Below are 23582 nucleotides of genomic sequence, written 5' to 3'. Positions count from 1 at the left end.
CGAGGAAATCCATGAAGGTCTACAAAATTGCGCAGATCCCCGGCGACGGCATCGGACGCGACGTTACTGCCGCAGCCTGGGCCGTCCTGACGAAAGCGGCGAGCGCTGCCGGGTTCAGGCTCGAAGGCCGCGAGTTTCCCTGGTCCTGCAAGTTCTACAAGGAAACCGGCATGATGATGCCGGAAGACGGGATCGAGACGCTGCGCGGTTTCGACGCCATCCTGCTCGGCGCCGTCGGCTGGCCGGCGGAGGTGCCGGATTCGGTCTCGCTTCACGGCCTTCTCCTTCCGATCCGCAAGGCCTTCGTCCAGTACGCCAACATTCGCCCGCACCGGCTTCTGCCCGGTGTACTGGGCCCGCTGAAGGCGGAAGGCTTCGACATTCTCTGCATCCGCGAGAACACGGAAGGCGAATATTCGGGGGCCGGCGGACGCGTCCATCAGGGCATGGACAATGAAGTCGCCGTCGAAACCTCGATCTTCACCCGCGAGGGCGTCGAGCGCATCATTCGCTTCGGCTTCGAGCAGGCGCGCGCGCGGCGGGGCAAGCTCGCCTCAGTGACCAAGTCCAACGCCCAGAAATATTCCATGGTCTTCTGGGACGAGATCACGAAGGCACTCGCCGCCGAGTACCCCGATGTCGAGGTCACGAGCTACCATGTCGATGCGCTTGCCGCCCGCATGGTCATGGCACCGGAAAGCCTCGACGTCATCGTCGCCTCCAACCTCTTCGGCGACATCCTGACGGATCTCGGTGCTGCCATCCAGGGCGGCCTCGGCTTTGCCGCCTCTGCCAATATCAATCCCGACCGCTCTGCGCCTTCCATGTTCGAGCCGGTTCATGGCTCCGCACCGGACATTGCCGGCAGGGGCATTGCCAACCCGATGGCCGCCATCCGGTCGGGCGCGATGATGCTGGAGCATCTCGGCGAAGCGGAAGCGGCCGCCGCCGTGATGACAGCGATCGAAAGAACGACGGCCACCGGCATCGGCACGGTGCCGGGGAAAGACTCGACCGATGTCATCACCGCCGCGGTCATCAAAGCGCTTACCGCCCAAGAAGGATAAATCCATGCTGAACCTCAAGGACAAGAGCCTGCTGCGCCAAGCTGGCCTCATCAACGGCGAATGGGTCGCCGCGCGCTCCGGCAAGTCCGTCGATGTGATCGATCCAGCAACACAGAACGCCATCGGCACCATTCCCGACATGGGCGGCGAGGAGACCCGCGCGGCGATCGTTGCAGCCGAGGCCGCCTTCAAGACGTGGAAGGCGAAGACCAATGCCGAGCGCGCGCAACTCATCGAGAAGTGGTTCGATCTGATGATCGAAAACCTTGACGATCTGGCACTGATCCTGACATCCGAACAGGGCAAGCCGCTGGACGAGGCGCGCGGCGAAATCCGCTATGGGGCCTCCTTCGTCAAGTGGTTTGCGGAAGAATCTCGCCGTATCAACGGCCACACAATCCCCGCGCCCTCGCGCGACCGCCGCATTCTGGTGCTCAAGGAGGCGGTCGGCGTCTGCGGCATCATCACGCCATGGAACTTCCCCAATGCGATGATCACCCGCAAGGTCGCCCCTGCCCTTGCAGCCGGCTGCACGGTCGTCATCAAGCCCTCCGAATTCACCCCCTATTCGGCGCTGGCACTCGGTGTGCTTGCCGAACGGGCCGGCATTCCGGCGGGCGTCATCAATATCGTCACCGGCATGCCGACGGAGATCGGCAACGAACTCATGGCAAATGAGACAGTGCGCAAGATTTCCTTCACCGGCTCGACCCGCGTCGGCTCGCTGCTGATGCGGGGGGCTGCCGACAGCGTCAAACGGCTGAGCCTGGAGCTTGGCGGCAATGCGCCCTTCATCGTCTTCGACGACGCCGATCTCGATCTCGCCATCGAAGGCGTGCTCGCCTCGAAATTCCGCAACGGCGGCCAGACCTGCGTCTGCGCCAACCGCATCCTCGTCCAGTCCGGCGTCTACGACGCCTTCGCCGCCAAGCTGAAGGCCCGCGTCGATGCCATGAAGATCGGCCCCGGCACGGATGCCGGCGTTGCCATCGGCCCGATGATCAACGCTGCGGCCATCGACAAGATCGAGCGCCACGTCGCCGACGCCCTTTCGAAGGGCGCAAAGATCATCACCGAAACGCCCGCCATGCCGAACGGCCGCCAATACACGGCCCCGATCGTGCTGACCGGCGCAACCACCGCCATGCTGCTCGCTGGGGAGGAGACCTTCGGACCCGTCGCACCGCTCTTCCGCTTCGAGACGGAGGAGGAGGCGATCGCGATTGCCAACGGCACGCCCTTCGGCCTTGCCTCCTATTTCTACACGGAGAACATGAAGCGCGCCTGGCGCGTCGGCGAGGCGCTGGAAGCCGGCATGGTGGCACTCAACACCGGCCTCATCTCCATGGAAGTCGCCCCCTTCGGCGGCGTGAAACAATCCGGCCTCGGCCGCGAAGGCGCCCAGGTCGGCATCGAGGAGTATCTGGAGATGAAGACCTTCCACATCGGCGGGCTTGCCTGAGACCGTAGATGGGTGGACGAATACAGCAAAGGGGCCGTGCGAGTGGCCCGTGGGCTGAAATGTGGAACTGAAGTGGATATGCATGTTGAGCCGCTTGCAGTGCAACGTTGCAGGCGGTTTTGATCGCTGTAGGTTTTTCGGAGAATGCTCTGAATGCAGGCCTTCAAGAAAACCGCCCGCCATGAAAGCGAGCCGCCTGATTCCGATCCAAACCGGATTTTTGCCTTGGACCGGTAGTGTCGGCCCCGCCCGCATGATACGCATGCGTTGCCCCCGTTCGCGAAGCCGAAGGAGACCGCAGCGATGAAGTGCCTGCGCATCTATGCAACCCCGGACGGTGAGTCTCACTTCGATGAAATCGAACTGCCCACCACGAAGCGGTCAGTTCATCCCGACGCCCTGCCGTTCGACGTCACCGCCAGCTATCCGGCATCCCGGGTCCGTATCACCCACATCCCCGCAGGCATGCGTGAAGTTTCATGGCACACCGTAACGGAGCCCGTGCTGACGGTCAGGCTGGACGGCTCGGTGGAATATGAAACGAGCGATGGAGAGATCCGCCACGTTCCCGCCGGCAGCTTTGTGCTGGTGGAGGACACCCACGGCAAGGGCCATCTGTCACGTCATTCCCCGGAGGCACAAACCGTCATCTGGATTTCGCTGCCGAACGGGCTTGAGGTGGCGCAGTCGTGACGCGGCGCGGCCTGTCGCGGAGATTGACCTCGCGCTCGCGGACATCCGTCGGAAGCACGTTCGGTATTGGAAATGCCATGCGAGTTGAACGAGCAGAACAGAACGATAAGGAGTTCTGGATCAGATGGCTCGCCGTTTCAGCCGAAAGCAGGCGCAAGGGTCTCGGAAGGCTGCTTGTGGCGACTGTGATTTTTAAAACACCGCGGAACGCTGTCCTGATCAACACATTTGCGGGAGGGAGTCCCGGAGCGAATGCGGCGGGTGGCCTTTACCGCGCTTGCGGATTCGAGCCGACAGAACTGTGGGAAAAGGATGGCGTCGTACGCCAGAGATATGTACGAAAGACCGCTTCCTCGACCTAGGGCGAATGGCCACCAATTACGCAAAAGCGGACACACAACCACCCGCAGGCCCCGCCCCTCAGCGGATCCTGTCGAGCATCTTGTAATACATGCCGACCAGCGGCAGGAACCACGGTTTGCCGAAATGTCCCGGCACTGCGGGCCACTCGAGGCCCTTCAACGGGTTGCGGTCCGCGCGGCCGAGGATGGCGTCGGCGACCATCATGCCGAGATGGGTCGAAAGCTGCGCGCCGTGGCCGGAATAGCCCATGGCATACCAGAGCCCGTCATGGAAGCCGGCGCGCGGATAGCGGTCGGCCGTCATGTCGACGAGGCCGCCCCAGCAATAGTCGATATCGATGCCCTTCAACTGCGGGAAGATACGCTCCATGCTCTCGCGCAGTATCTCGCCACTCTTGGAATCAGAGCGCTGGTCGGATGTTGCCGAGAAGCGCGCGCGGCCGCCGAAGATCAGGCGGTTGTCGGGCGCAAGCCGCCAGTAATTGCCGATATTCATCGTGTTGACGCAAGTGCGGTTGCCGGGCATGACCGCCTGCACTTCGCTTTCCGTCAGGGGCCGTGTGGCAATCAGGAAGCTGCCGACGGCGATGATGCGGCGGCGGAACCAGGTGAAGTTCTTCGTCGTATAGGCTCCGGTCGCCACGATCACGTTGGCGGCGGTGATCGTGCCGCGCGATGTCTTGAGCGTGTGCAGACCGTTCGTCTCCCAATGCTCGGTGACGGTCGTTCCTTCGAAGATCGTCGCGCCATGACGCGCTGCGGCCTTAGCCAGCCCGACGACATAACGACCCATATGCATCATGGCGCTCTTCTTCGACAGCATCGCGCCATGGAAGGGCGAGCCGACTTCGCTCTTCAGGTCCTCCGGCGAAAGCAGCGCCGTGTCGGGATCGCATTCCTTGTTCAGTGCATCGAAATTGCGCGCCAGTGCATCGAAATGCTGCGGTTTCGAGGCGAGCTTCAGCTTGCCGGCGCGGCGGAAATTGCAGTCGATCCCCTCTTCGGCAATCAGTGCCTCGATCGTGTCGATGGAGGCATCGAGCGCATGATAGAGCGCGATGGCACGCTCCTTGCCGAGTTCGGCCTTGGCGGCGAGATAACTGTGCGCCAGTCCGTTGTTGAGATGGCCGCCATTGCGGCCCGACGCGCCGAACCCGACGCGCTCCGCCTCCAGCACGACGACCTTCGCCCCCACCTTGGCCAGCTGCCGGGCCGCCGCGAGCCCGGTAAAGCCCGCGCCGATCACGGCAACATCGTAATGCCCACTGACCGGGCCTTGTGCAGCACCGGCAAAGGCCGGTGCCGTGTCATGCCAATAGGAGACGAATTTCATCGCAAGTGCCTCTTGCTCTTTTGTTTGGCGCAACTCCGGACGCAAAACCGCTTACGCACTTCTGCTGGAGGTTGCTTTAGAGCCCGACAACGCCCGGTAGCCCGGAAATGTCGGCGATCTCGGTATAGCCGTAATAGGGGTTCGCCGGCTCATGACCGCGATTGACCCAGACCTTGTTCTTGATGCCGAGATCATGCGCCGACATCAGGTCGTAGCGGAACGAGGACGAGCAATGGAGAATATCTTCCGGGCCACAGCCGAGCATGTCGAACATATATTCGAACGCCTGGAAGCGCGGCTTGTAGGCCTGCGCCTGTTCGGCCGTATAGACCTTGTGGAAAGGCGCGCCGAGCTTTTCGACATTCGACATGATCTGCGCGTTCATGGCGTTGGAGAGGATGACGAGCGGAATTTCCTTCGCCACCTTCGCAAGCCCTGCCGGAACGTCGGCATGCGGTCCCCAGGTCGGAACGCGCTCGTAGACCATCTGCGCGTCTTCGTCCTTGAAGGAAACGCCGTTGCGCTTGCAGCTCCGCTCGAGCGCATTGTGCACGACCTCGGCATAGGGCTTCCAGTCGCCGAGGATTTCGTCGAGCCGGTAGGCGGCGAAATTCCTGATGAACTCCAGCATTTTCGGCTCGTCGAGCCGCGCGCCGTAAAGATCGCGTGCCGCTTCCGCCATCTGGAAGTTGGTGAGCGTGCCATAGCAGTCGAAGGTGATGTATTTCGGGCGGAAGGTCGTCATGCGAGGCATCCTCTGGAAAACGGCGCGGAGAAGCCGGATCGGCTGATGCGACGATCATAAGGCGCATTCCCGCACCGGGTTCGACTGAATTGCCCGAGATGAAAGCAGAATATTCTGTATGCGGCGCGCCGGCTGGCAGATGGTTGCGACAGGTCGGAACGGCCGGAAACGGCGCAGTCAGAGCGTCGAGTTGAACGCGCCGCCGTCAACCAGCAGGTTCTGTCCGACGATATAGCCGGCATACTGGCTGCAGAGGAATGCTGCGGCCGCGCCAAACTCACCCGGCGTGCCGACGCGTCCCGTCGGGTTTTGCGCGTGTTCCTCCGCACGTGCCTCCTCGATCGACATGCCTCTCGCCTGCGCGGACTTCTCCAGAAGCTTCTCCATGCGCTCCGTCTGGTGCGATCCGGGCAGCAGATTGTTGATGGTGACGCCATGGCGGGCGACCTGCCGGGCGGTCCCCGCGACGAAACCGGTGAGGCCGGTGCGGGCGCCGTTGGAAAGGCAGAGCTCCGGGATCGGAGACTTGACCGAGGCCGAGGTGATGTTGACGATCCGTCCCCACTTCCGCTCGATCATGCCTGGAAGCACAGCCTTCATGAGCAGAATGGGCGCAAGCATGTTCGCCCCGACTGCTGCGAGCCAATCGTCTTCGGAGACCGTCGACCAGTTGCCGGGCGGCGGGCCGCCGGCATTGGTAACGAGGATGTCCGGCCGCGGCTCGGCGCGAAGAAGGGCGTTGCGGCCTTCTTCCGTCGTCACGTCAGCAGCCACGATCTCGACTTGCGTCCCGTAGGCTTCGCTGATCGCCTGCGCCGTCTCGCGCAACTGTTTCGGTTCGCGGGCATTCAGCGTCAGGATCACGCCGGCCTCGGCGAGCTTCTCCGCAACGCCTCGGCCCAGCCCTTTCGAACCGGCACAGACCAGTGCCCGTTTGCCCTTGATGCCCAAGTCCATAACTTACTCCGATCATCGTGTTGAGAATCTGGAAGGTCGGGCAATGCCGGCCCGGTCTTGACTGCCCGCCTGATGAAGGCGGCGCCGTCATGCGCTGCGCGCTATGTCTGCGACCGCTTCCGAGAGGAGCGCGATCTCCGAGATGGTGTTGAGATGGCTGACCGAGGCACGCGCAATCTGGTCCAGTCCGCGCGCCGCCATGTCGAGCGGCGTATAGGGAACGCCGTTCGCGCCGATCGCGATACCTCTCTCGGCGAGCGCGGCACGCACTTGCGTCGGTGCGATGCCCTCGACCGTGAAGGAAACGATTCCCGAGAGTTGTGATCCGAGATCCCGCACCGTGACCTTGGGGATGCTGCGAAGATCGTCGCGGAGGGTGCTTGCCAGCGAAGCGATCCGGTCACGGACAGCCTCGATGCCGAGTGATCGGGCCTCACGAATGGCCGCACCGAGGCCAAGCAGCAAGGCCGGCGAGTTTTCGGCGGCCTCGAATCGGCGCGCATCGTCTCGGATCTCGACCTTGCCTTCGACGATCGGTCCGGAAGACACATCCAGATAGGATGGCGTGAGCTCCGACAGGAACCCTCGCCGGACATAAAGCAGTGCCGTGCCGCGCGGACCGCGGAGGAACTTTCGCCCGGCCGCCTTCAGGACGTCGCATCCGAGTGCCGCAACATCGATCGGAACCTGGCCGAGCGCCTGACCGGCATCAATGAAATAGGGAACGCCCGCCGCTCTCGCCACGCGCCCGACGGCCGCAGCGTCATTGATCAGGCCACCGTTCGCCGGAAGCCATGTCAGCGACACAAGGCGCACCCGTTCGTCCATCATCGATGCAAGTGCGGCAGCGTCGACGCTGCCATCCTCGCGAACCGGAATGACCTCGATGCGCGCACCGGCACGTCGTGCAGCGGCCTGCATGGTTGCAAGATTCCCGCCCCATTCCTGGCGCCCGGCGAGAATGCGGTCCCCTGCGGCGAGCGGCGGCAACGCCGCAAACGCGGCGCCCCAGGCGGCCGATCCGCTCCCCATGAATGCGATTTCGCCCGGGCTGGCGCCGATCAGGGAGGAGGCATCGGTGCGGACGGCTTCGAGACGCTCACCCGCCCTCGTTGCTGTCTCCATCGGGCCGTCGGACGCTTCCTCGCGCAGATAGTCCCAGATCGTCTCAAGGGTCTGCCGGGAAGGCAGCGAGGCGCCGGAGTGATTGAAATGCGCACCGGCCTTGCAGCCCGGCGTTTCCGAGCGGAGCTGCTCCACGTCCAGCACATCACTCATGCTTCGGGCTCCAGCTCCACCAGCGCCTCGATCTCGACAGTGGCACCCGCCGGCAGCGCCGCGACGCCGACCGCCGCACGGGCGTGTCGCCCCGCCTCTCCGAACACACCGACGACCAGATCCGAGGCGCCGTTGGCGACTTCCGACTGCTTTGCGAAATCCGGCGCCGAGGCGATGTAGACACCGAGACGCACCACGCGCCGGACGGCCGTCAATGCGCCGCCGGTCGCTGCACCGATCTGAGACAGAACACTGATCGCGGCGCACTCCGCGGCGACGCGGCCTTCCTCGACCGAAACGCCGGCGCCGACCACCCCGGTCAGGACAACACCGTTCCTGGTGCTGATCTGCCCGGACACGACGAGAAGATTGCCGGTTCGGACCGTGGAGACGTAGTTGGCCGCCGGGGCCGACGCGGCCGGCAAACGATGACCGAGGGCGGAAAGTCTGGATGCAATGGTCTCTGACATGGCTGGCTCCCTTGAGAATTGGCGGCAAAATGCACGGCGGCGCCGATTGCTTCCAATTCAAACTTCGCTATCGTGCGATCGATTGAACTAATGTCACGCTTTGAGGGAATTTCATGCGCGCATCCGCCGTCATGCCGCCGCTGCAGGCCTTGCGGGCCTTCGAGGCGGTCGGGCGTCTGCTGAGCTTCCGGCGCGCGGGAGAGGAACTCCTCATCACCCAGAGCGCGGTCAGCCATCACATCAGGCAGATCGAGGAGATGCTCGGCGTGCGCCTCTTTGTCCGCAAGGCGAAGAGCATCGAACTGACGCCCGAAGGCGCTGCCTATCTGGAGAGAACGACCGAAGCCTTCGCCATCATCGCCAGTGCGACGGCAGAGACGCGACGGCAGGCTGGGAGACAGACGGTGCGCGTCAGCGTCTTGCCCTCCTTCGCCGCCAACTGGCTGGTTTCGCGCCTTCCGCATTTCATGCTGCAGCATCCCGAGATAGACGTCGAACTCGAACCGACACTGCGCCTGACGAACTTCGCATCGGACGACGTGGATCTCGCCATCCGTTTCGGCGCGGGTCCCTGGGGAGATGTCAGGGCGGAGCGGCTGATGAACGAGGAACTGAGCCCGGTCGTCAGCCCGTCGCTCTTCGGAGATGGCTCCGGTTTCGCCGAACCTGCGGACCTGCTGTCGCACACGCTCCTCGATTCCATGAACCCGCTGGGATGGGAGCTCTGGTTCGGCGAAGTCGGAGTCGATTTTCGCCGTGCCCGTGTCCTGCAACTCACCGATTACAACATCGCTCTGCAGGCGGCTCTCAACGGTCAGGGCGTCGCGATCGGCCGCTTGCTCCTCATTGGCGACCATCTGGCGACGGGGCGACTGGTGCAGCCGTTCGCGACCATCGTACGATCGGAGAAGACGGCCTATTGGCTCGTCACGCCCGAGCAGAGGCCGCTCAGCCCCGCCGCCGAGACTTTCGCGTCCTGGCTCAGGAACGAGGCTGCATCAGCGCATACTGGCCGCCCCTGAACGACGGCGGACCGCCTCGACGGGCGTCGTTGCCCGTAAGAGCCTGCGGCATAAAATGCCGCGAGCGACGGCCACCAAGACGGAAGATGTCGAGGCCAGCACCGCCTTCGGACGATCTGCCGGCCCCCGAACCCTTAACACTATGGGCAGGACATGAAGGATCTGCCCATGCGAACATTGCAGACACAGCTGGAGCGCTTCGGAGAGCAGCACCTCGAAGGCGCCTTGCGCCTCTCTAGGCAGGCCGGATGGCCACATCGCCTCGAGGACTGGCGGATGGCGCTTTCGCTGAGCGACGGTGTTGCCGCCATTGACGGCGACGGAGAGGTCGTCGGCACGGTGTTCGTCACGCCCTTCAAGACGGACGCCGCCACCATCAACATGGTGATCGTCGATGAGGCGATGCGTGGCCAGGGTCTCGGGCGCAAGCTCATGGATGCGGCATTCCGGCTTGCCGGCAGCCGCCCGCTGCGCCTCATAGCCACGTTGGAAGGCTTGCCGCTCTACGAAAAACTCGGCTTCCGCCAGACCGGCACGATCCGTCAGCATCAGGGTGTCGTCGGCGAAATACCCTCGCCCGCAGGTGTCGAGCCCGCCTCCCCTGCGGACCTGCCGGCGATCATCGCGCTCGATCGCGCCGCGTGTGGAGCCGACCGGGAACGCATGATCGTCTGTCTCGCCACGATCGGCGAATTTGCGGTCCTTCGCCGCAACGGACACGTCGACGCGTTCGCCGCATTGCGGCCTTTCGGCCGTGGCGAGGTGATCGGCCCCGTCGTCGCGTCGACGCTCGGGGACGCAAAGGCCCTCGTCTCGCATTTCATCGCGAAGCGACCGGGTCGTTTCCTGCGTGTCGACACGGGCGCCGACGCCGGACTTGCCGACTGGCTTGCCGAAAACGGCCTCGCCCATGTGGGCGGCGGCATCACCATGGCCCGCCCCGTCGAGCACCGGGCAACGCCCGCGGCCACCACCTTCGCCCTCGCCAACCAGGCCCTCGGCTGATCCGGAGAAGATCATGTACAGCAATTCCCTCATCGAACTCGACCGGGCCCACCTCGTCCATCCGGTCGCCTCCTATCGCGGCCACGAGCAACAGGGCGTGCGCGTGCTCGCCTCCGCCAAGGGTGCGACGGTGACCGATGCGAGCGGGCGGCAACTGGTGGACGGCTTCGCCGGCCTCTGGTGCGTCAACGCCGGTTACGGGCACGAGAGCATCGTCGAGGCCGCTACCCGCCAGATGCGCGAGCTTCCCTATGCGACCACCTATTTCGGGCTTGGCTCGGAGCCGGCGATCCGCCTCGCCGCCGAACTCGCCGAACGCGCGCCGGGCGATCTCGACCACGTCTATTTCACCCTCGGGGGATCGGATGCCGTCGACAGCACGGTCCGCTTCGTCCGCTACTACTGGAACGCGCGCGGAGAGCCCCGGCGCGACCAGTTCATCTCGATCGAGATGGGTTATCACGGCTCCTCCACCGTCGGCGCCGGGCTTACGGCCCTGCCGGCGTTCCATGCCGGCTTCGGCATTCCCTTCGACTGGCAGCACAAAATTCCGTCCCCTTATCCCTACCGGAACCCCGTCGGCGAGGATCCGCAGGTGATCATCGCCGCTTCTCTTGTGGCATTGCGGGCCAAGGTCGAGGAGATCGGACCGGAGCGGGTGGCCGCCTTCTATGCCGAGCCGATCCAGGGCTCCGGCGGCGTGATCGTGCCGCCCCGTGGCTGGTTGAAGGCAATGCGCGATCTCTGCCGCGAGCTCGGCATCCTCTTCATCGCCGACGAGGTGATCACCGGCTTCGGCCGAACGGGGCCTCTTTTCGCCTGCAGCGAGGAGGGGATCGTTCCGGACTTCATCACCACCGCCAAGGGCCTCACCTCCGGTTATGTCCCGATGGGCGCCGTGTTCATGGCGGACCATGTCTACCAGGTGATCGCCGACGGCGCCGGCGCCTCGGCGGTCGGTCACGGCTACACCTATTCGGCCCATCCGGTCAGCGCAGCCGTCGGCCTGGAAGTCCTGAAGCTCTATGAGAACGGCCTTCTCGAAAACGGCAGAAAGGCCGGCGCCCGGCTGATGGCCGGCCTCGAAGCCCTGAAGGATCACCCGCTGGTCGGCGAAGTTCGAGGTCGCGGCATGCTCGCCGCCATCGAGCTGGTCGTCGACAAGAAGAACAAGACCCCCCTCCCCGCCGAGGCACAGGCGGCGCGACGTATCTTCGACCGTGCCTGGGAAAACGGTCTCGTCATCCGCGCCTTCGCGAACGGCGCCCTCGGTTATGCCCCTCCGCTCTGCTGCACCGATGCCGACATTGATGCGATCCTCGAGCGCACGGCTGTGACGCTGGACCAGACACTCGATGATCCGGATGTGCGCCGCGTCCTGAAGGACTGAGCGCCCCGGGGAGGAGCCAGCCCCCAAATGTCGCGGGGGCCGGCAGATTCGCAATTTTGTGCCGCACCGCTGCGTCTTTTCGGCGGAATCGGTGCAGTGCAGATGCCACACTTGATAAATGAGAAGGCCCGCAAAACCAAATAGCGGGCTTGATATGAAGGCGAGACAGTCGCCCGAACCGGGAACGAAATAATCTGCCGCAAGCGCGAACGGCGCGCGGCGAAACTGGGGAAACGGACTTGAGCACGCAACTGCCTGATTTCAAGTACATGACCTTCGACGTGGTCGGCACGCTCATCGATTTCGAGGCGGGTCTCAAGGACTGCCTGGCCGGGATCGCCGCGGAAGTCGGCGTAGCCGTCGACGGCGAAGAGGCCCTGACGCTCTACAGGCAGGCCCGCTATTCCGACGGTGCCGACCTTTTTCCCGACGATCTCGTTCGGGTTTATCTCGCAATTGCGCCGACGCTCGGGCTTCCTGCAGAGAGACGCTACGGCGAGCGGCTGCGTGACTCCGCCAGAAGCTGGAAGGCGTTTCCGGACAGCGCCGAGGCGCTTGCCCGCCTCGCGCGCGACTACCGGCTGATCGCCATGACGAATGCGCGGCGCTGGGCCTTCGACCATTTTGCGGCAGAGCTCGGCAATCCGTTCCATACCGCCTTTACCGCCGACGATACGGGTACGGAAAAACCTGATCCGGCCTTCTTCGAACAGGTCTTCGACTTCGTCGCTTCGGAAGGTGCCGCCAGGGAGGACATCCTGCATGTCGCCCAGAGCCAGTACCATGATATCGGGATTTCCCGGAAACTCGGCATGACCAATTGCTGGATCGAGCGGCGCCACGCCCAGAACGGTTATGGCGGCACGATCGAGCCGGCCGAATTCACCACGCCCGACTATCACTTCACGTCCATGGCCGAGCTCGCCGACGCCGTGGAAACGGCCCGAAATTGACCTGTCTTCAACACCGGGAGCCAGCCCGCGTCAGACGGGCAGCCCTCAACCGACAACAAAAAGGGGAAATAGCATGAGCGACAAGATCACCAACTGGACCAGAAACGACGACGCGATGGTCGAGGATGCCATCCGCCGCGGTGCCACACGCCGCGAACTTCTTCACATGATGCTGGCGGGCGGCGTCGCGCTGTCGGCCGGCGGCCTCGTCCTTGGCCGCGCATCCAACGCCATCGCCGCCACCCCGACGAAGGGTGGCCACCTGAAGGCGGCCGGCTGGTCTTCCTCGACTGCCGATACGCTCGATCCGGCCAAGGCGTCGCTGTCGACGGACTATGTCCGTTGCTGCGCCCTCTACAACCGCCTGACCTTCCTCAACAAGGACGGCATCACCGAGATGGAGCTCGCCGAGAGCATCAAGACGGCCGACGCGAAGGTTTGGACGGTCAAGCTCCGCTCAGGCGTGACCTTCCACGACGGCAAGACGCTCTCTTCCGCGGACGTCGTCTTCTCGCTGAAGCGGCACCTTGATCCGGACGTCGGTTCGAAGGTCAATTCGATCGCCAAGCAGATCACCGGCATCAAGGCCGTGGACCCGCTGACCGTCGAGATCACGCTCGCCAACCCGAATGCCGACCTTCCGACGATCCTCGCAATGCATCACTTCATGATCGTTCAGGACGGCACCACCGACTTCTCCAAGGGCATCGGAACCGGCGCGTTCAAGGTGGAGAGCTTCCAGCCGGGCGTGAAGTCCATCTTCGTGAAAAACCCGGACTACTTCAAAGCCGGCGGCGCCAACATCGACTCCTTCGAGTATTTCGCCATCAGCGACGACACGGCCCGGGTCAACGCACTTCTCTCCGGCGACGTTCATCTCGCCGCTTCGATCACACCGCGTTCGATGAAGCTCGTCGAAAGCCAGCCGGGCTTCGTGCTGTCGCAGACGACATCGGGCAACTACACCGACCTCAACATCCGCCTCGACATGGAGCCGGGCAGCAAGGCGGACTTCATCCAGGGCATGAAATACCTGATCAACCGCGAGCAGATCCGTAAGTCGGTCCTGCGCGGACTCGCCGAGGTGGCGAACGATCAGCCGATCTCCGCCGCAAACATCTACCACAATGCCGAGCTCAAAGCCAAAGCCTACGATCCCGAGAAGGCCAAGTTCCACTTCGAAAAGTCCGGTCTCCTCGGCCAGTCCATTCCGATCGTCGCATCGGATGCCGCCACCGCCTCGGTCGACATGGCCACGATCGTCCAGCAGGCCGGCAGCGAAATCGGCATGAAGTTCGACATCCAGCGCGTGCCGTCCGACGGCTACTGGTCGAACTACTGGCTGAAGGCGCCTGTCCATTTCGGCAACATCAACCCGCGTCCGACGGCCGACATCCTCTTCTCGCTGCTCTACGCCTCCGATGCGCCGTGGAACGAAAGCCAGTACAAGTCGGAGAAATTCGACAAGATGCTGGTCGAGGCCCGCGGTTCGCTCGACGAGGCCAAGCGCAAGACGATCTATGGAGAGATGCAGGTCATGGTCGCCGAGGAAGCCGGCACGGTCATCCCCGTCTACATCTCGAACGTGGATGCGATCTCCGGCAAGCTGAAGGGCCTCGAGGCCAATCCGCTCGGCGGCCAGATGGGTTACGCCTTCGCCGAATATGTCTGGCTCGAAGCCTGATAACCGCAGAAAACGGGGAAGGCGCCTGTCGCCTTCCCGCCATCTTCACCGATGACGTGTCAGTCTTTTGCCCGTAGTCTTCACGGACCCGTGCATCGCATCGCTTGTCGCATCGATGCTCAACCGAAGAGGGGCCCTCTCATGAGCCCATATGTACTCAATCTCGTCGGAGCGCGGCTTCTGATCGCCGCACTGACCTTGCTGATCGTCTCCTTTGCGGTCTTCTTCGCCACGGCGATGCTTCCCGGTGACACCGCGACGATCCTGCTCGGCCAGGCCGCAACGCCCGAAGCGGTGGCGGGCCTGCGAACCGCCATGCATCTCGACGAGCCGGCGTTCATCCGCTTCATGCGCTGGCTGGCCGGTCTCGCGACCGGAGACCTGGGCACCTCCTACGTCAACAACATTGCGGTGGCCGACCTGATCGGCGGTCGCTTCGTCAACACGATGCGGCTCGCCGGCGTAACCACGCTCATCGCAGTACCGCTTGCCCTGATGCTCGGAATCACGGCCGCCATGTTCAGAGGCTCGCTCTACGACCGCATCGTCACGATCTGCACCATCGGCGTGATCTCCGTCCCGGAATTCATGGTCGCGACCTCGGCCGTCCTCATTTTCTCCGTCTATCTCAAATGGCTTCCCGCGCTCTCGATAGCCGGCGACGTCACATCCATCGGGGAGATGCTGAAGATCTACGCCATGCCGGTCATCACGCTGACCTTCGTGGTTTCCGCACAGATGATCCGCATGACGCGCGCCGCGGTGGTCGAAACGATCGACACCCCCTATGTCGAGGCGGCGCTGCTGAAGGGCGCGTCGCGGCCCCGCATGGTGCTGCGCCATGCCTTGCCGAACGCGGTCGGCCCGATCGTCAACGCGATCGCGCTGTCCCTCTCCTACCTCGTCGGCGGCGTCATCATCGTCGAGACGATTTTCAACTATCCGGGTGTCGCCAAGCTGATGGTCGACGGCGTCGAAACCCGCGACCTGCCGCTCATCCAGTCCTGCGCGATGATCTTCTGCTTCGGCTACCTGCTCTTGATCACGCTTGCCGACATCATTGCCATTCTTGCAAACCCGAGGCTGCGCTGACCATGACCCTGCCCGCCGTGCTGTCGAGAAAATTCGGCTACCGCTTCAACTGGGTCGGCATGATCGGCCTGTCCGTCATCCTCTTCTGGGGCATCGTCGCGATCGCTGCGCCGCATATCATCCCCCACCCCGTCGGAGAAATCGTCGACGAGGACTTCTTCGGAGGGATCAGCGGGAAGCTCTGGCTCGGCTCCGACTACCTTGGACGCGACATGCTCTCGCGTGCGCTGATGGGCGCCCGCTACACGGTGGGAATTTCGCTTGCGGCGGTCTGCATCGCCTGCTTCAGCGGCGTCGTCCTCGGCATGACGGCAGCGGTCACGGGCGGCTGGTTCGATGCGGCACTGAGCCGCTTCCTCGATGCGCTGAACTCCATCCCCGGCAAGCTCTCGGGCCTCGTCATCGTCGCGGCCGTCGGCTCCTCGCTCACGGTTCTGATCACGACGCTCGCGGTCATTTACACGCCCGGCGCCTACCGCTTCGCCCGCGCGCTCGCCGTCAACATCAACACGATGGACTATGTGACAGTCGCCCGCACCCGCGGCGAGGGAACCCTCTATCTGATCCGCTCGGAAATCCTGCCGAACATCCTCGGGCCGGTGCTCGCCGATCTCGGCCTGCGTTTCGTCTTCATCGTGCTGCTGCTTTCCGGCCTCTCCTTCCTGGGGCTTGGCGTGCAGCCGCCCTATGCCGACTGGGGAGCGCTCGTTCACGAGAATATCGGTGGACTGCCCTTCGGGGCGCCGGCGGTTATCGTCCCGAGCCTTGCCATCGCCAGCCTGACGATCAGCGTCAATCTTCTGATCGACAACCTCCCTCAGAAGATCCGCGACAGGAGCGCCTGATGAAGAATCTCGTAGAAGTTCGTGATCTCAAGGTCGAGGCCAGGACCGACTCCGGCCGTCGCGTCGAAATCATCAAGGGCGTCAGCCTCGACATCGCCCCCGGTGAGATCCTCGCGCTCATCGGCGAAAGCGGATCGGGCAAGACGACCATCGCGCTCACGCTGCTCGGGCACGCGCGCACCGGCTGCCGCATATCCGGCGGCACTATCCTCGTCGACGGCAAGGACATGGCGAAGCTCGGCGAGCGCGAACTGGCATCCGTGCGCGGCACGGAGGTCGCCGATGTGCCGCAGTCAGCCGCGGCCGCCTTCAATCCGGCGATCCGCATCATCGATCAGGTGATCGAGGTGACGAAGATCCACGGCTTGATGTCGCCGGCAGAAGCCAGGAGCAAGGCGATCGACCTGTTCCGCGCACTGTCGCTTCCTGACCCCGAGCACATTGGCGAACGCTATCCGCACCAGGTTTCCGGCGGGCAGTTGCAGCGGCTCGCCGCCGCGATGGCGATGATCGGCGATCCGAAGCTGATCATCTTCGACGAACCGACGACCGCGCTCGACGTGACGACGCAGATCGAAGTGTTGAAGGCGTTCAAATCTGTGATGAAGGCCGGCAGGATCGCAGGCGTCTACGTCTCGCACGACCTCGCCGTCGTCGCGCAGATTGCCGACCGCATTATGGTCTTGCGCGGCGGCGAGATTCAGGAAACCGGCTCGACGGATGACATCCTGCATCGAGCAACGCACCCCTATACGCGCGAGCTTCTCGCGGCCTTCGAGCCGAAACCCCGTGATGACGCCGCGGTCGCCGAGAAAAAGCGGGCGCCACTCCTGGAGATCAACAACGTGATAGCGGGCTACGGCCCGATACAGGCCGATGGACTGCCGCTCGTGCGCGCCGTCAGTGGTGTCAGCCTCGGCGTCGAAAAGGGCCGCAATCTCGGCATCATCGGGGAATCGGGCTGCGGAAAATCGACGCTGGCGCGCGCCATTGCCGGCATCCTGCCGATCTCCGCCGGGACCATGACTCTCGACGGCCGTGAGCTTAACCCGTCGAGCCGCCAACGCACGCGCGACCAGGTGCGCGAACTGCAAATCGTCTTCCAGTATGCCGACACCGCCCTCAATCCGGCAAAGTCGATCGAGGACATCCTCGGGCGTCCCCTGACGTTCTACCACGGCATGAGGGGTAAGGTCCGGGACGCGCGAATCGAAGAACTTCTCGACATGGTGCATCTGCCCAAGGCACTGCGCCATCGCCGGCCTGCCGAGCTTTCGGGCGGGCAGAAGCAGCGCATCAACTTCGCCCGCGCGCTTGCGGCCGAGCCGAAGCTCATCCTCTGCGACGAGATCACCTCGGCGCTCGACACCGTGGTCGCCGCCGCAATCATCGACCTCCTGAAAGAGCTGCAAAGGGAGCTCTCGCTCTCCTACGTCTTCATCAGCCACGACCTCTCCGTCGTCGAGGCGATCTGTGACAGGATCGTCGTGATGTATGGCGGCAAGAAAGTCGAGGAACTGACGCCGGCACAGGCCAAGGCGCCCACACATCCCTATTCCAGCCTGCTGTTCTCGTCGGTGCCGAAGCTCGATCCAACCTGGCTCGACAACCTGAAGCTCGATCCGGAGCAGGTAAGGGCCTACAGCCACGCCTGACGGCGCGGCTGCCTCGGACATCAAACGGGAAAGAGGCTCGTCAGAGGCAGGTGCGCCTTGACGATCGGGGACTTCAGGACGACGAAGCTGAAATACTTATCGATACCGATATCCAGATCGGTCAGTCGTTCCATGATCGTCTGGTATTCACCGATGCCTGCCGTCACGAATTTCAGGAGATAGTCGTAGCCACCGGACACCAGATGGCACTCGATGATCTGATCGACCTTTTCGACAGCCGCGAGGAAGCGGGCAAAGTCGATCTGCCGGTGGTTCTTGAGGGTGATCTCGGTGAAGACGGTCAGGGTCTGCCCCAGCTTGGCAAGATTGATCTGCGCCGAATAGCCCTCGATATAGCCTTCCTGCTGCAGCTTCTTCACCCGCATCAGGCACGGGCTCGGCGAGAGGTGGACGAGCTCGGCCAGCTCGACATTGGTGATGCGGCCGTTCTTCTGCAGTTCGTGAAGAATCTTGATGTCGATGCGATCGAGTTTCATGGCGCTTCCTCCGGCGTCCGGGTTCAGTCGGACGGTAGCATTTTATGCTGCGACATCCTCGAAATCACATTAACACTTTGTCTTGGCGCGTCTATTCCGTTTGGCAGCGCCGCTCGAGGCACAATGATCTGCTGATCCTTCAAAGAACGGAATCTTCTGCTGCGGGCCACCGATATGCGGCAACGGTGCCGGAATTCCGGCGCTATTCTCTGAGGCGATAAGGAGAGATGACCATGCCCGCCCCCCTGATGCTCGTCGAAACGACGCCAGAACTGCCGGAAACCGCCGACGCCGTGGTGATCGGCGCGGGGATCGTCGGGGTCTTTGCCGCCTATCATCTCGCCAAACGCGGACTGAAAGTCGCATTGCTCGAAAAGGGACGCGTCGGCGCCGAGCAATCGAGTCGAAACTGGGGCTGGTGCCGTCAGCAGAACCGCGACGCCCGCGAGCTCCCCATGGCAACGAAAAGCCTCGACCTGTGGGAAGCGTTTGCGGCCGAAACCGGCGAGGACACCGGCTTTCGCCGCTGCGGCCTCCTTTATCTCAGCAACAGCGAGGAGGAACTCTCAGGCTGGGCGCGCTGGCGCGATTTCGCCCGCACCGTCGGCGTCACCACCCACATGCTCGACCAGGCCGCCGCGACCGCCAGGGCGGGGTCGACCGGAAGGGTCTGGAAGGGCGGTGTCTTCTCGCCGAGCGACGGTGTCGCCGATCCGGCAAGCGCCGCACCGGCGGTCGCCCGCGCCATCCTGAAGCTCGGCGGCACGGTCCACCAGTCCTGTGCTGCGCGCGGCATCGAGACGGAAGGCGGTCAGCTCAGCGCCGTCGTCACGGAACGCGGAACGATCCGCACCAAGCTTGCCGTTCTTGCGGGCGGCGCCTGGGCATCCGCCTTCTGCCGTCAGCTCGGCATTCGCTTTCCGCAGGCATCGATCCGTTCGTCGATCCTCTCCGTCGGTCCGGGCGAAGGTGCCATACCGGACGCGCTGCACACCGCCGCGATCTCCGTCACCCGCCGCGGCGACGGTGGCCACACCCTTGCGATCAGCGGCCGCGGGCGGGTCGACCCCACTGCCCAGCAGCTCCGCTTCGCACCGCAATTCCTGCCGATGTTCCTGCGACGTTGGAAGAGTCTCGCCCCCGGCGGACTGGAAGGCATACGATCAGGCCACGAAAGCCTCGCACGCTGGCACCTCGATCGGCCGACGCCGATGGAAAAAATGCGTATCCTCGACCCCGCGTTCGACGAGGGCACGATCCGCCTCACCCACAGACGCGCGGTCGAACTGCTGCCGGCCCTTGAAGGCCGCGCTGTCACGGCGGCCTGGGCCGGCTACATCGACTCGACGCCGGACGGCGTGCCCGCCATCGGCGAAGTGACGGGGCTTCCCGGCTTCGTCCTTGCGGCCGGTTTCAGCGGCCATGGCTTCGGCATCGGCCCCGGGGCCGGCCACTTGATCGCCGATATCGTTACCGGTGACGAACCGATCGTCGACCCGAGGCCATATCATCCCGACCGCTTCGGAAAGAGCTCGTGGGGTAAGGTCGCGGACTTCTAACTCACGCCCTCGGCTTGTGAGGCCGGTCAGCGCGGGCGCACACCTTGAAGCGCGCGCCATCGTCATGCGCCCGGCAACTGGTCCCACCGCCCTCCGGGTCGGAGCGGCTGGAGAAACCCCGGCAGCCGTCGCGCCGGGGTTTCGGATGTCCTCACGTGCGGAGCTGCAGCGTGCCGTAGACGATGTTGCGATTTTCGCCAAACCAGACCTGCGGCTCGACGGTGTTACGGTCGATGCTGGCGTTGACGATGCGCCACATGTCCGCCTCGTTGCGCCAGAGGAGTTCCCAGTTCATGAAGGTCTCCATGTAACCCTCGACGCGGATACCCTCGGCGAAATTGGCAAACAGGAAGAGCCCGCCGGGCTTCAGCATCTGCAGGCACTTCTGCGTCAGCTTCACCGCCACGTTTTCCGCGAGGTAGTCGTAGAGACCGGCTGCATAGATGAAATCGAACCGTCCGAGCTTCTGCTTGCCGTTCAGAATGCTTCGGACCGAGCCGTTCACCGCTTGGACACAGGTTCCCTGGAAATCGCGGGCGACCGATCCGACACTCAGCGGATCCTGATCGAGCGCGATCCATCGCTTGAGCCGCTGCTCCCGCAACGCGACCGAGCGGTCGGCTTCGCGAAGATGTCCGGACGCTATGGTCAGGATCTCCGTTTCGGCGCCCCGCGCATCGGCGACCTGATCGACGTGTCGGGTCAGCAGGTCGCGGCGCTCGCGGACGGCGACCGACGACGAGGCATCCTTCGTGTAATCATAGAGAGCCTTGCCGGTCGGTGTGGCGGCGGCGATTTCGTCGGCGGCGTCCGGATATCCGTAGATGAAATCCAGAAGATGGGCGTCGCCGGAATATCCGCGCGGCTTCTCGTAGGACCAGCGTGTGAACGGGTCCTGAAGGAAGAACGCCGACACCGGATGGCGCTGCACCACCGGAACGAGTGCCTTCCAGACGTTCGGATGGAATCGGGAGCGGATGTCGTGAAGCGCGCCGGCGACGTAATCGATGATGCTCCGCGGATCCTCGGCTCTCTCCGAACGCTGCCTTGCAAGCTCCAGCATCAAGGCAATCTCGCCGCGACCGATCGCGAGTTGTTCGTCGAAGTGCTCATAGTCTCCCGCCGCGGTTCCTCCAGCCATTGCGTCGGGTGTGATAAGGCTTTCGCCGTCGAGCACTATTTTTAACTGACTCATGCAGGCTCCGCTCCTTAACAAAAGTTTAACGATGTCCGGGAGAATGGCCTGATTTGCGACAACTTGTACAGTGCGAGAAATCATAAAAAGCCAGGGGGAAGGCATGTACCGTTTTGGTACAAGAACACATTTTAACTCAATGTTCACGCATACGTTTTACTCTGTAGTGATGACTTGGGGAATACAGCCTGTCACCTTGCATTAGAATGTGATTAAACCGCACTTCACGAGACTATGCGCAGCCGCGCGCTCATGATCTGCACAAGCTGCAGGAGACTGTGAGAAGGGGCATGAGGCACACCTGGACTGGTGCTATCGAAGAGGATCGGCAGGACGCCCCAAGCCTGCCGTCGGAGGCCGAACTGCGGCAACTCTATCGCACCGAGGGCGAAGAAGCGCGCAGAACCGCCGTGAGGCAGGGTTTCTGGGTGGCAGTCATCGTGTATCTCACCTTTGCCGTCCCCGACATCATTCTGATCCCTGACGTTGCCGACTATACGATCGCCGCCCGCATCGCCGTCGGGATCAGCGCGCTCGCCCTCTTCGAGGTGCAGCGACTGATGAATGTCGCAACCGAATGGCTCGACCGCACCTGCGCCTTCGCGGTGGTGCTCGGATATATCGGCTGGATGCTTCCGGCGCTCATGACGAGCCATACCGAAGCGATCTCCTATTACATGATCTTCGGCGCGATCTTCATGATGGGAGAGAATCTCTTCTTCAGCTTTCGCTTCAGCCTGTCGCTGGCGGCCTCCGGAGCCATTCTCGTCGCTTTTCTGTTGTCGCTCGCAAGCTTCCGGCCCGAAGGCGCCTACGCCTTTGCCTTTGCGCTCTTCTACGTGTCCTGCTTCGTCTTCACGTCCTACGTGAACTGGAAGCTCAACGAGGAGCGCTACAACGTCTTCGTCAACGCGCTCGAGGCGCGTATCCAGCACAAGTCGGCGTCGGATCGCGGCGAGGCGCTGCTGAAGCTCTCCTACACCGATCCGCTCACCGGGCTCGACAACCGGCGTGCCGTCGACCTGCAATTGCGCAAACACTGGAACATGTGGCGGGTCTACGGCGACGACTTCGCCGTTCTCCTGATCGACGTCGATTTCTTCAAGCTGTACAACGACCGCTACGGTCACCAAAATGGCGACGGTAGTCTCCGTCTCGTGGCAGACGCCCTCCGCAATCTCGTCGAACCGTTCGGCGGCACCGTCGGACGATACGGCGGCGAGGAGTTCATTGCCATCGTTCGCTCCAACAGCATCGCTCGTGTCGAGGAGCTTTCGAATGCGATCTGCCGCACGGTCGAGGAACTGGCGATAGAGCACGATCAGCGACCGGACGGCATCGAGGTCGTCACCGCGAGCGTCGGCGCGACGTTCACCGGCGCCACCATCGCAACGAAGCTCGAAATGCTCGTCCGGGAAGCGGACCGCGCGCTCTACGGGGCAAAGGCCGGAGGACGTCACTGCGCCAAGGTCTTCGATCCCAACGACCCGCTGATCAGCGACGAGAGCGAAGGCATTTCCGCCCTCCTGAACATTGCCATCGGTCGCAATCTTGTCTCGCTCGTCTACCAGCCGATCAGGGATTCCGAGACCGGTGAACTGGTCGCCGCCGAGGCGCTGATGCGGCTCAACGGGCTGAACGGCACGCCGATCCTGCCGAGCTCCTTCATTCCGATCGCGGAACGGACCGGTGCGATACACGACCTTGGCCTTTGGGCGATCCGCACCGCTTGCGAGGAAATGCTTGCGCCGAACAAGGTCGATCTGGTGAGCGTCAACGTCTCGCCCGTCCAGCTGCGGGCGCCGGGCTTCGCCGCCTCGGTCGCCGAGATTCTCGCCCGCAGCGGCGTCTCGGGCAATCGCCTCGCCCTCGAGGTCACGGAGGGGCTGGCGATGGAACTCCATTCCTATGTCACCACGAGCATCTCCGAACTCAAGGCCCTCGGCGTCAGGCTGTGGCTGGACGACTTCGGAACGGGACATGCGGGCCTATCCTGGCTTCGCGCCGTGGACTTCCACACGGTCAAGATCGACCGCTCGTTCCTGCATGCGGCGGATAACGCCGAGGGGCGGGCGATGCTCGAAGACATGGTGACGCTCATCCGCAACCGCGGTTCCGGCATCCTGATCGAGGGCGTCGAAACGGAGGATCAGGGTACGCTGGCACGGGACCTCGGCATCGCCCTGATACAAGGATACCATATCGGCCGCCCGGCACCGGCCTTACAGTTTGCTGCCGGCAACGCCGAAGATGACGGCAGGAAGCGGCGCGCTAAGCGCGCCTGACGAATAAGCGGTCGTGCCGGCGAAGCTGACCGG

General features: G+C 63.5%; 21 protein-coding genes. 14 read left to right on the top strand and 7 right to left on the bottom strand.

All coding sequences use genetic code 11. The annotated features are described in order from the left end of the window. Window positions 1-11 precede the first annotated feature (11 nt). From NHF53_RS16960 to NHF53_RS24330, 4 genes are all read left to right on the top strand, one after another. Window positions 12-1067 (top strand): tartrate dehydrogenase, encoded by a 1056-nt coding sequence (locus tag NHF53_RS16960; RefSeq protein ID WP_114365215.1) that lies wholly within the window; start codon window positions 12-14, stop codon window positions 1065-1067. 4 nt (window positions 1068-1071) lie between these two features. Continuing rightward, complete coding sequence (locus NHF53_RS16955; protein ID WP_114365216.1) at window positions 1072-2529, top strand: NAD-dependent succinate-semialdehyde dehydrogenase; 1458 nt, start codon at window positions 1072-1074, stop codon at window positions 2527-2529. Between the two features lie 303 nt (window positions 2530-2832). After that, a complete protein-coding gene (locus NHF53_RS16950; protein ID WP_252835294.1) occupies window positions 2833-3222 on the top strand; it encodes a hypothetical protein in 390 nt (129 codons plus the stop codon). Window positions 3223-3299: 77 nt separating this feature from the next. Next, complete coding sequence (locus tag NHF53_RS24330; protein ID WP_374591220.1) at window positions 3300-3584, top strand: GNAT family N-acetyltransferase; 285 nt, start codon at window positions 3300-3302, stop codon at window positions 3582-3584. 58 nt (window positions 3585-3642) lie between these two features. On the opposite strand, the gene NHF53_RS16945 is transcribed toward NHF53_RS24330, so the two are convergent. From NHF53_RS16945 to NHF53_RS16925, 5 genes are all read right to left on the bottom strand, one after another. Beyond that, window positions 3643-4917: an FAD-binding oxidoreductase gene (locus tag NHF53_RS16945; protein ID WP_252835293.1), complete on the bottom strand. Its 1275-nt coding sequence runs from the start codon at window positions 4915-4917 to the stop codon at window positions 3643-3645. Between the two features lie 76 nt (window positions 4918-4993). Further along, on the bottom strand, window positions 4994-5662 hold the full coding sequence (locus NHF53_RS16940; RefSeq protein WP_252835292.1) for a haloacid dehalogenase type II: 669 nt from the start codon (window positions 5660-5662) through the stop codon (window positions 4994-4996). Window positions 5663-5839: 177 nt separating this feature from the next. Beyond that, window positions 5840-6619 carry an SDR family oxidoreductase gene (locus NHF53_RS16935; protein WP_252835291.1) on the bottom strand — a complete coding sequence of 260 codons (780 nt, stop codon included), beginning with the start codon at window positions 6617-6619 and terminating at the stop codon, window positions 5840-5842. 87 nt (window positions 6620-6706) lie between these two features. Next, window positions 6707-7897 carry an aminotransferase class V-fold PLP-dependent enzyme gene (locus NHF53_RS16930; RefSeq protein WP_252835290.1) on the bottom strand — a complete coding sequence of 397 codons (1191 nt, stop codon included), beginning with the start codon at window positions 7895-7897 and terminating at the stop codon, window positions 6707-6709. Beyond that, complete coding sequence (locus tag NHF53_RS16925) at window positions 7894-8367, bottom strand: RidA family protein (RefSeq protein WP_252835289.1); 474 nt, start codon at window positions 8365-8367, stop codon at window positions 7894-7896. Before NHF53_RS16925 ends, NHF53_RS16930 begins: the two co-directional genes overlap by 4 nt. Window positions 8368-8480: 113 nt before the next feature. Between NHF53_RS16925 and gcvA the strand changes: the two genes are divergently transcribed. The 8 genes from gcvA (at window position 8481) to NHF53_RS16885 (ending at window position 18013) form a co-directional block, all read left to right on the top strand. Further along, entirely contained in the window at window positions 8481-9389 is a 909-nt protein-coding gene (gcvA, locus tag NHF53_RS16920; protein WP_252835288.1) for a transcriptional regulator GcvA, read from the top strand. Between the two features lie 168 nt (window positions 9390-9557). Continuing rightward, window positions 9558-10394: a GNAT family N-acetyltransferase gene (locus tag NHF53_RS16915; protein ID WP_252835287.1), complete on the top strand. Its 837-nt coding sequence runs from the start codon at window positions 9558-9560 to the stop codon at window positions 10392-10394. A gap of 13 nt (window positions 10395-10407) precedes the next feature. Then, on the top strand, window positions 10408-11784 hold the full coding sequence (locus NHF53_RS16910) for an aspartate aminotransferase family protein (RefSeq protein ID WP_252835286.1): 1377 nt from the start codon (window positions 10408-10410) through the stop codon (window positions 11782-11784). Between the two features lie 269 nt (window positions 11785-12053). Next, window positions 12054-12737, top strand: a complete 684-nt coding sequence (locus NHF53_RS16905) for an HAD-IA family hydrolase (protein ID WP_252835991.1) — start codon at window positions 12054-12056, stop codon at window positions 12735-12737. 73 nt (window positions 12738-12810) lie between these two features. Continuing rightward, window positions 12811-14421: an ABC transporter substrate-binding protein gene (locus NHF53_RS16900; RefSeq protein WP_252835285.1), complete on the top strand. Its 1611-nt coding sequence runs from the start codon at window positions 12811-12813 to the stop codon at window positions 14419-14421. A 141-nt stretch (window positions 14422-14562) separates the two neighbouring features. Next, window positions 14563-15513 carry an ABC transporter permease gene (locus tag NHF53_RS16895; RefSeq protein WP_252835284.1) on the top strand — a complete coding sequence of 317 codons (951 nt, stop codon included), beginning with the start codon at window positions 14563-14565 and terminating at the stop codon, window positions 15511-15513. 2 nt (window positions 15514-15515) lie between these two features. After that, a complete protein-coding gene (locus NHF53_RS16890) occupies window positions 15516-16358 on the top strand; it encodes an ABC transporter permease (RefSeq protein ID WP_252835283.1) in 843 nt (280 codons plus the stop codon). Beyond that, window positions 16358-18013, top strand: coding sequence for an ABC transporter ATP-binding protein (locus NHF53_RS16885; protein WP_252835282.1), 1656 nt, complete (start codon window positions 16358-16360; stop codon window positions 18011-18013). Before NHF53_RS16890 ends, NHF53_RS16885 begins: the two co-directional genes overlap by 1 nt. Before the next feature lie 20 nt (window positions 18014-18033). On the opposite strand, the gene NHF53_RS16880 is transcribed toward NHF53_RS16885, so the two are convergent. After that, entirely contained in the window at window positions 18034-18510 is a 477-nt protein-coding gene (locus tag NHF53_RS16880; RefSeq protein ID WP_112690283.1) for an Lrp/AsnC family transcriptional regulator, read from the bottom strand. 233 nt (window positions 18511-18743) lie between these two features. On the opposite strand from NHF53_RS16880, the gene NHF53_RS16875 reads away from it, so the two are divergent. Then, the gene (locus NHF53_RS16875; RefSeq protein WP_252835281.1) at window positions 18744-20069 is read left to right on the top strand and encodes an FAD-binding oxidoreductase; all 1326 of its coding nucleotides are present in this window, start codon (window positions 18744-18746) and stop codon (window positions 20067-20069) included. 151 nt (window positions 20070-20220) lie between these two features. Here NHF53_RS16875 and NHF53_RS16870 read toward each other — a convergent pair whose 3' ends face one another. After that, window positions 20221-21264, bottom strand: coding sequence for a class I SAM-dependent methyltransferase (locus NHF53_RS16870; protein ID WP_252835280.1), 1044 nt, complete (start codon window positions 21262-21264; stop codon window positions 20221-20223). A 290-nt stretch (window positions 21265-21554) separates the two neighbouring features. Here NHF53_RS16870 and NHF53_RS16865 point away from each other — a divergent pair, with 290 nt between their 5' ends. Further along, complete coding sequence (locus tag NHF53_RS16865; protein ID WP_252835279.1) at window positions 21555-23549, top strand: bifunctional diguanylate cyclase/phosphodiesterase; 1995 nt, start codon at window positions 21555-21557, stop codon at window positions 23547-23549. Window positions 23550-23582: the final 33 nt, after the last annotated feature.

Origin of the sequence: Ciceribacter sp. RN22, from assembly GCF_024054295.1 — a bacterium.
GTDB lineage: Bacteria > Pseudomonadota > Alphaproteobacteria > Rhizobiales > Rhizobiaceae > Allorhizobium > Allorhizobium lividum.
Note: the sequence above shows the minus strand (reverse complement) of the source record. Positions and strands in the feature narration are given on the sequence as shown.

What these genes read in the sequence shown, in the direction of transcription:
- NHF53_RS16900 (WP_252835285.1), top strand. Translation starts at nt 12,811, where the DNA reads ATGAGCGACAAGATCACCAACTGGACCAGAAACGACGACGCGATGGTC.
- NHF53_RS16955 (WP_114365216.1), top strand. Translation starts at nt 1,072, where the DNA reads ATGCTGAACCTCAAGGACAAGAGCCTGCTGCGCCAAGCTGGCCTCATC.
- NHF53_RS24330 (WP_374591220.1), top strand. Translation starts at nt 3,300, where the DNA reads ATGCGAGTTGAACGAGCAGAACAGAACGATAAGGAGTTCTGGATCAGA.
- NHF53_RS16960 (WP_114365215.1), top strand. Translation starts at nt 12, where the DNA reads ATGAAGGTCTACAAAATTGCGCAGATCCCCGGCGACGGCATCGGACGC.
- NHF53_RS16940 (WP_252835292.1), bottom strand. Translation starts at nt 5,662, where the DNA reads ATGACGACCTTCCGCCCGAAATACATCACCTTCGACTGCTATGGCACG.
- NHF53_RS16875 (WP_252835281.1), top strand. Translation starts at nt 18,744, where the DNA reads ATGCCCGCCCCCCTGATGCTCGTCGAAACGACGCCAGAACTGCCGGAA.
- NHF53_RS16925 (WP_252835289.1), bottom strand. Translation starts at nt 8,367, where the DNA reads ATGTCAGAGACCATTGCATCCAGACTTTCCGCCCTCGGTCATCGTTTG.
- gcvA (WP_252835288.1), top strand. Translation starts at nt 8,481, where the DNA reads ATGCGCGCATCCGCCGTCATGCCGCCGCTGCAGGCCTTGCGGGCCTTC.
- NHF53_RS16880 (WP_112690283.1), bottom strand. Translation starts at nt 18,510, where the DNA reads ATGAAACTCGATCGCATCGACATCAAGATTCTTCACGAACTGCAGAAG.
- NHF53_RS16950 (WP_252835294.1), top strand. Translation starts at nt 2,833, where the DNA reads ATGAAGTGCCTGCGCATCTATGCAACCCCGGACGGTGAGTCTCACTTC.
- NHF53_RS16895 (WP_252835284.1), top strand. Translation starts at nt 14,563, where the DNA reads ATGAGCCCATATGTACTCAATCTCGTCGGAGCGCGGCTTCTGATCGCC.
- NHF53_RS16945 (WP_252835293.1), bottom strand. Translation starts at nt 4,917, where the DNA reads ATGAAATTCGTCTCCTATTGGCATGACACGGCACCGGCCTTTGCCGGT.
- NHF53_RS16890 (WP_252835283.1), top strand. Translation starts at nt 15,516, where the DNA reads ATGACCCTGCCCGCCGTGCTGTCGAGAAAATTCGGCTACCGCTTCAAC.
- NHF53_RS16885 (WP_252835282.1), top strand. Translation starts at nt 16,358, where the DNA reads ATGAAGAATCTCGTAGAAGTTCGTGATCTCAAGGTCGAGGCCAGGACC.
- NHF53_RS16910 (WP_252835286.1), top strand. Translation starts at nt 10,408, where the DNA reads ATGTACAGCAATTCCCTCATCGAACTCGACCGGGCCCACCTCGTCCAT.
- NHF53_RS16935 (WP_252835291.1), bottom strand. Translation starts at nt 6,619, where the DNA reads ATGGACTTGGGCATCAAGGGCAAACGGGCACTGGTCTGTGCCGGTTCG.
- NHF53_RS16915 (WP_252835287.1), top strand. Translation starts at nt 9,558, where the DNA reads ATGCGAACATTGCAGACACAGCTGGAGCGCTTCGGAGAGCAGCACCTC.
- NHF53_RS16905 (WP_252835991.1), top strand. Translation starts at nt 12,054, where the DNA reads ATGACCTTCGACGTGGTCGGCACGCTCATCGATTTCGAGGCGGGTCTC.
- NHF53_RS16865 (WP_252835279.1), top strand. Translation starts at nt 21,555, where the DNA reads ATGAGGCACACCTGGACTGGTGCTATCGAAGAGGATCGGCAGGACGCC.
- NHF53_RS16870 (WP_252835280.1), bottom strand. Translation starts at nt 21,264, where the DNA reads ATGAGTCAGTTAAAAATAGTGCTCGACGGCGAAAGCCTTATCACACCC.
- NHF53_RS16930 (WP_252835290.1), bottom strand. Translation starts at nt 7,897, where the DNA reads ATGAGTGATGTGCTGGACGTGGAGCAGCTCCGCTCGGAAACGCCGGGC.